The organism is Rhizobium sp. NPDC092011 (genome assembly GCF_044756305.1).
Taxonomy (GTDB): Bacteria; Pseudomonadota; Alphaproteobacteria; order Rhizobiales; family Rhizobiaceae; genus Rhizobium.
The window spans coordinates 1-4,636 of sequence record NZ_JBIVSO010000040.1 but is presented as its reverse complement, the minus strand read 5'-3'; the positions used below and the strand labels follow the sequence as shown (position 1 = coordinate 4,636).

Here is a 4,636-nt window from a genome sequence, read left to right as displayed (position 1 = left end):
GGAACCGGTTATTCCGGCATCGAAAACCCCCTCTTCTTCAAGGACAACACACGCATGTTCTACGGCGACGCTAAAAATAGCATCGATCGATTGCTGGCTCTCGTCGCCTGATCATGGGCTCCAAATGAGCGACAAGACAAAGCACGGCAATTACCTGACGCGACATCCGCTCAATCGCTCTGATCTTCGCGCCGTGCTGGCCGGGTGCACCCTTTCATGATCAGCGACACGGGAACCGACGGAATGCAGAACTTTCCTTCCTCTCTATTAAACGGCTATCGCAATTTCATGATTGGTCATTTTGAACGCGAGCGCTATCGCAGTCTTGCGGAAGAAGGGCAAAGCCCCAAGACCCTCGTAATCGCCTGTTCGGACTCCCGTTCAGCGCCCGAGACGATCTTTGATGCGGGCCCTGGCGAGCTCTTCGTCATCCGCAATGTCGCCAACATGGTGCCCCCTTACGAGCCGGACGGGCAATTGCATGCGACATCATCGGCACTCGAATTCGCAGTACTCGCACTCAATGTGACGGATATTGTCGTTCTGGGTCACGGTCGCTGTGGCGGCGTCAAGGCAGCACTCGACCCGAATGCGGAGCCGCTTTCGCCAGGCAATTTCATCGGCCGCTGGATGTCGCTCGTCAAATCCGCGGCAAAACAGATCCAAAGCAATGAGGTGATGACACCGGCCGAGCGTCAGACGGCGCTTGAACGCGTATCCATACGAAACTCCCTGACCAATCTGCGTAGCTTTCCCGAAATCAGGAAGCGGGAAACAGAAGGGCAATTGCAGCTTCACGGCGCCTGGTTCGACATTTCGACCGGTGAGCTATGGGTCATGGACGCGGCAAGCGGCGATTTCGGCCGACAGGAGCTCCAGGTGTAAACGGCTTGGACCGCTGATCATCGGACCAGACCGGTAACGTGACTTCACGATACCGTCAGGCTTTTCTCCGCAACTGCGTGAAACATCTGCAATCAGCGCCCTTTTGCAGACCTTCATTGCGATGGCCATTTTTGAGGGAAATTTGTCCTTTTGGCATCCGGCGTGACTGTGGAAAACCCACACGTGCACGCCAGCACCAGGCCATATTCCATCAAGGAGCATTACTATGACCAGACAGATTATTCAGGTTCCCGCCGACTCCACTCTCTTTGGAGTTCACGGGGAAACTTTCGAGCAGTATGGCTACGCGCCCGCTGTCAAGGCAGGCGGCCTCCTCTTCATTTCCGGGCAGATCGCCCTGAAGGCGGACGGATCCTGCCCCGAGGATATCAAGGAGCAGGTTGATATCGTCTTCCAGCGCACATTCGAAATCCTGCGATGGGTCGGCCTCACGAAAGATGATCTGGTGGAGATCTACAGCTACCACGTGGATCTGCCGAACAATTTTGAGCAGTTCGTCGAGGTGAAGAACAAGTATCTCACGTCGAACTTCCCGGCTTGGACGGCGCTGGGCGTCGCAGCACTTGGTCTGCCTGTCCTTAAGATCGAAATGCGCAGCATCGCCGCGTTCCGCGAATAAGCATCATCTGATCTTCGCGTTATCGAGACGAGAACCAAGACGCAGCCGAAAACAACCGTTCGCCGCTGCGTCTTGGTACGGACGATCGCAAAGGTGCTCCGATTTTCTGAATTCGCGCGCCTGTTGCGGGCCCCAACGAGGGCAGGGCGCCTCGAGCCGATGCGTTCCCCGTGCCGACACACATCGACTGAAATATCTCAGGAACAGTCAGACCTCAGACGGCGACGGCCAACGGTGTTCGACCGCTGCTTTCACCGGCAGCGAACCGATCTTGGTTCAGCCACATTTCATTGTGGCCCGATCCAGCTTTGATCATCGGATAACAACTCTCGAGCTCAGCGACCTCGCAGTCCAGGACAGCCGGGCCGTCGAAGGCCAGCATTTCCATGATCGCGTTATCGAGTTCACCTGGGTGGCGACATCTAATCCCGCGGGCACCATACGCTTCGGCCAATCGGGTAAAATCCGGCAATGCGTCGGAATAGCTATGAGACTTGCGTCCATTGTGGAGATGCTGCTGGAGCTGGCGGACCATACCGAGATGGTGGTTATTCAATATGAAGACCTTGACCGGCAATCCGTACTGAAGGGCCGTGGGAAGCTCTTTCAGGTTCATCTGGATCGAGGCATCGCCCGCTATATCGACCACGAGCTTGTCCGGCCGTGCCAGTTGAGCGCCGATCGCTGCCGGCAGGCCGAATCCCATCGTTCCGAGACCTCCGGAGGAAATGAAGCGGTTCGGATTGTCGAAGCGGCAATATTGAGCCGCCCACATCTGATGTTGTCCGACCTCGGTCGTAAGGTAGGGGTCCCGGTCCCTAATATGGTGCCAAAGACGCTCGATCGCGAACTGCGGCATGATCACCCCGTCACCCGGTTCATAGGCGAGGCATAGCTGGTCTCTCCACCCGGCGATTGCACTCCACCAATCGTTCAAGAGATGCGATTTCGTCTGATGTTTCCGCGACCTCAGGTCCTGGACGAGCAATGTCAGCCCTGCGCCAGCGTCTCCGCACAATGCGACATCAGCGGCGACGTTCTTGTTGATCGATGACGGATCAATGTCGATGTGGATTTTTTTCGAACCAGGCGAAAACCGGTCGAGCCGGCCAGTGACGCGATCATCGAAGCGCGCGCCCACGCAGAGCATGACGTCGCAGTCATGCATCGCCATGTTCGCCTCGTAGGTGCCATGCAGTCCTGGCATTCCAAGCCAGGATTGGTGCCCGGCCGGAAATGCGCCGAGGCCCATTAGGGTCGAGGTAACGGGAAAGCCTGTGATATCCGCGAGTTGTCGCAAGGCGTCTGAAGCCTGAGGCCCCGACGCCAATACGCCTCCGCCCGTATAGATAAGGCCACGCCTGGCATTCGCGATAAGATCGCCAGCGCGCCGAATGCCCGAAGGATCAAATAGGCCGGCAGGGGCAGTCGCATGTTGCGCCCGAGGTGGCGGATCATAGTAGGTGCATTCGGCCAGTTGAACGTCTTTCGGAATACAGATCAATACGGGCCCCGGCCGGCCCGAAGTTGCGACCCTGAAGGCCAGATCGACGGTTTCGGCCATAGCCGTGACGTCGGTCACGATGTAGCTGTGCTTCGTGCACGGACGGGTGATCCCGACCGCGTCGCATTCCTGGAAGGCGTCGGTCCCGATGAGGGATGTTGGCACTTGCCCGCAGATACAGACCAACGGAATCGAGTCCATCAGCGCGTCCTGGAGGGGGGTGACCATGTTGGTGATGCCGGGTCCAGAAGTCACCAGAACGACCCCGGCTTTCCCGCTTGCCCGGGCGTAACCTTCGGCGGCATGCCCCGCATGCTGTTCGTGACGAACCAAGATATGCTCGATTTCGGACTGCTGGAACAGTTCGTCATAGATGGCGAGAACTGCCCCGCCCGGGTAACCGAAAACCGTTCGCACACCATTTGCTTTGAGGGCACGAATGAGAATTTCAGCTCCGATCATTTGTCTAGCAGTCTTTTGGTTAACTTCCGCCAAACTCACCCGTGTGCTCCTCACCAAAAACGTAGATAAATCTGATATTTAATAGCACGACGAGCACAGCATCTCATGCCGGATTGGCAGACCAATTGGCAAACTTACGGCAGGGAATGTTTCAGATTGAGTTCAACACGGCGTTCGATGCTGCTGTTGACAAACTGAGTGATGTCGGCCTTCCGCCGATTGGCGTGAACTCCGAACTCGTCAATGACGACGGTACAGTAGCGCGCGGTCCGCAGGTGGTGGACTTTGCGTCGAAGCACGGGCTAAAGCTTTTGTCGGTTGCCTACCTCATTACCTATCGCCAGCATAAGGAAACGCTGATCGAACTCGGCTCGAGTTTCGATATCGAGACACCGTTCGGCAAGGCGAGAGCGCATACCTATTCCCTGCCCTGGGATCCAAAGCAGCGTCTCGCCTTCGTCTTCGGCGAAATCAGGGATGGCGTCGATATTCCAGTATGCCTGCACCCGGAAAACACCGACGATCTGTTCGGCAAGCTCAAGCCCGTCGATTTCTACATGCAGAAGATCTGCCGAACACGGATGCGGCGTCATCATCTACCTGCGGTTCCGTTGGCGTCGGCCATTACGACAACGGCCGCAAAGCGCGCCCGGGGGTGCGAGGCTCATGCGGAAGCCCAGACGCACGACGCGAATGGCTGGAAATCGACTGGGTACGCAGATATCCTGAAGGATCTCCCTGTCAGCTCGACAACCTTCTGATGGGCCGTGAGCGGCACTATGTCGGCCTTGAAGGCTTCTGGATCAAGATCGCCAGCACCGAAATTCACTAACAGGTCCACCGATGGGCCCGGTTTCCCGGGCCGCTCTTTCATCAGTTTGCCGTAACGCTCAGATGAGCTTGGCGAAGGCAACGGCCGTATCCGACATGCGGCTGGAGAAGCCCCATTCGTTGTCGTACCAGGACAGGACGCGCACGAAGTTGCCTTCCATGACCTTCGTCTGATCGGTGGCGAAGATCGACGAGTGGCTGTCATGGTTGAAGTCGCGGGAAACCAGCGGCTCGTCGGTGTAGCCGAGGATGCCCTTCAGCTTGCCGTTCGATGCAGCCTTGATGGCTTCGATCATTTCGCCGACCGTCGTAGC

4 protein-coding genes and 2 pseudogenes are annotated in these 4,636 nt (G+C 57.2%); 4 read left to right on the top strand and 2 right to left on the bottom strand.

What is annotated here, in order from left to right:
* The 3 genes from ACIQJ2_RS38120 to ACIQJ2_RS38110 all read left to right on the top strand — a co-directional run.
* Window positions 1-111 (top strand): NAD(P)(+) transhydrogenase (Re/Si-specific) subunit beta (locus ACIQJ2_RS38120; protein ID WP_400678203.1); only part of this gene is annotated, 111 nt, incomplete at its 5' end.
* A gap of 132 nt (window positions 112-243) precedes the next feature.
* Window positions 244-885: a carbonic anhydrase gene (locus ACIQJ2_RS38115; RefSeq protein ID WP_113380153.1), complete on the top strand. Its 642-nt coding sequence runs from the start codon at window positions 244-246 to the stop codon at window positions 883-885.
* A 226-nt stretch (window positions 886-1,111) separates the two neighbouring features.
* Window positions 1,112-1,525 carry a Rid family hydrolase gene (locus ACIQJ2_RS38110; RefSeq protein ID WP_113380152.1) on the top strand — a complete coding sequence of 138 codons (414 nt, stop codon included), beginning with the start codon at window positions 1,112-1,114 and terminating at the stop codon, window positions 1,523-1,525.
* 214 nt (window positions 1,526-1,739) lie between these two features.
* Here the strand turns inward: ACIQJ2_RS38110 and ilvB are convergent, their stop codons facing one another.
* Window positions 1,740-3,491: a biosynthetic-type acetolactate synthase large subunit gene (gene ilvB, locus ACIQJ2_RS38105; RefSeq protein WP_400678202.1), complete on the bottom strand. Its 1,752-nt coding sequence runs from the start codon at window positions 3,489-3,491 to the stop codon at window positions 1,740-1,742.
* A gap of 176 nt (window positions 3,492-3,667) precedes the next feature.
* Between ilvB and ACIQJ2_RS38100 the strand changes: the two are divergent.
* Window positions 3,668-4,323: pseudogene (locus ACIQJ2_RS38100) on the top strand (3,4-dihydroxy-2-butanone-4-phosphate synthase); the annotation flags it as partial.
* 58 nt (window positions 4,324-4,381) lie between these two features.
* Here ACIQJ2_RS38100 and ACIQJ2_RS38095 read toward each other — a convergent pair.
* Window positions 4,382-4,636 (bottom strand): annotated as a pseudogene (locus tag ACIQJ2_RS38095) (erythrose-4-phosphate dehydrogenase); the annotation flags it as partial.

Coding starts and splice junctions, on each gene's coding strand:
- ACIQJ2_RS38115 (WP_113380153.1), top strand. CDS start 244: ATGCAGAACTTTCCTTCCTCTCTATTAAACGGCTATCGCAATTTCATG.
- ilvB (WP_400678202.1), bottom strand. CDS start 3,491: ATGATCGGAGCTGAAATTCTCATTCGTGCCCTCAAAGCAAATGGTGTG.
- ACIQJ2_RS38110 (WP_113380152.1), top strand. CDS start 1,112: ATGACCAGACAGATTATTCAGGTTCCCGCCGACTCCACTCTCTTTGGA.